The 1,044-nt window shown below is 64.8% G+C and carries 1 protein-coding gene and 1 pseudogene; both read left to right on the top strand.

Annotated elements, in window-relative coordinates:
* Window positions 1–126: 126 nt before the first annotated feature.
* Window positions 127–855, top strand: a pseudogene (locus AC1DZU_RS35570) (IS66 family transposase); the annotation flags it as partial.
* Between the two features lie 62 nt (window positions 856–917).
* Window positions 918–1,044: IS66 family transposase (locus AC1DZU_RS35565; RefSeq protein ID WP_477292127.1), on the top strand; the 127-nt coding region annotated here is incomplete at its 3' end.

The raw sequence follows: 1,044 nt of genomic DNA, 5'->3' as shown, positions 1-1,044 counted from the left end.
CTATGCCGAGGTCACCACCGCAACCGGCTCCGACGCTGCGCTGATCGAAGGCTCCGCGCCTCCGCCGGTTGCTCAACCCGCGCCAAGAGGCGTAACAGAAACGGCCAAGGCTCTAATCGCCGCTGGATGAATGTTCAGTGGCAGGTCAGCGTGCAGACACGGGGCGCGCCGGCCGTCATCCTTGCGATCGATCCCGGTGGTCTCGAGCAGCCGTTTCAATGCATGATCGACATTGTGCTTCCTCACCTGTGTTCCATCGCGGTTTGCAAGGAAGGCGGACGCCATCCCTTGTGGCAGCGGACGGTCCGAACGTCGTTCGGCATAGGCCCTACCCGCAGCAAGATTCACACCGACGACACGCGGCTTCCGATCCTGGCGCCCAGCACCGGAACGACGCACAAGGGCGCGCTCTGGGTTTACGTCGCCGACGACCGCAACTCGGGTTCGCAGGAGCCGCCGATCGCCTGGTATCGCGCCACCATGGGCCGCGCCGGCGAGAGCGTGATGACCGAGCTCGCCGGATTTGCTGGCACGCTTCAGGCCGACGGTTTTAGCGGCTACAATCAGCTCTACAAGGGCGGCGCCATTCGCGAAGCCGCCTGCCTGGCCCATCTGCGTCGCAAGATATTCGACGTTCACGACAGTCAGCCGACCGAGCTCAGCACGACGGCCATGGCCGGTATCCAGGCGATCTACCGGATCGAGGAAGAGATACGTGGGCTGCCGCCCGCCGAGCGATTGGCCGCTCGACGAAGGCGGACCCGACCACTGGTCCGCGCGCTGCGACGACAGCTCATGCGCCAGGGCAAGGGTTTGTCGCGCCATGCCGATATCGCCAAGGCCTTCGCCTATGGCACCAAGCGATGGCGCGCGTTCAACCGCTTCCTCTACGATAGCCAGCTCGAGCCCGACAACCTATCGCGGAGCGCGCCATTCGTGGATTTACGGTCGGCAGGCGCAACTGGCTTTTCTCGGGCAGCTTCGCCGCGGCCGAGCTGACATGGCGTTGTCGGACGAGGCGCTCGAGGCCTGGATGTCCGTCAA

The sequence above is a fragment of the Mesorhizobium sp. P2_A12 genome (assembly GCF_056405075.1).
This window is presented reverse-complemented; position numbering and strand designations above follow the sequence as displayed.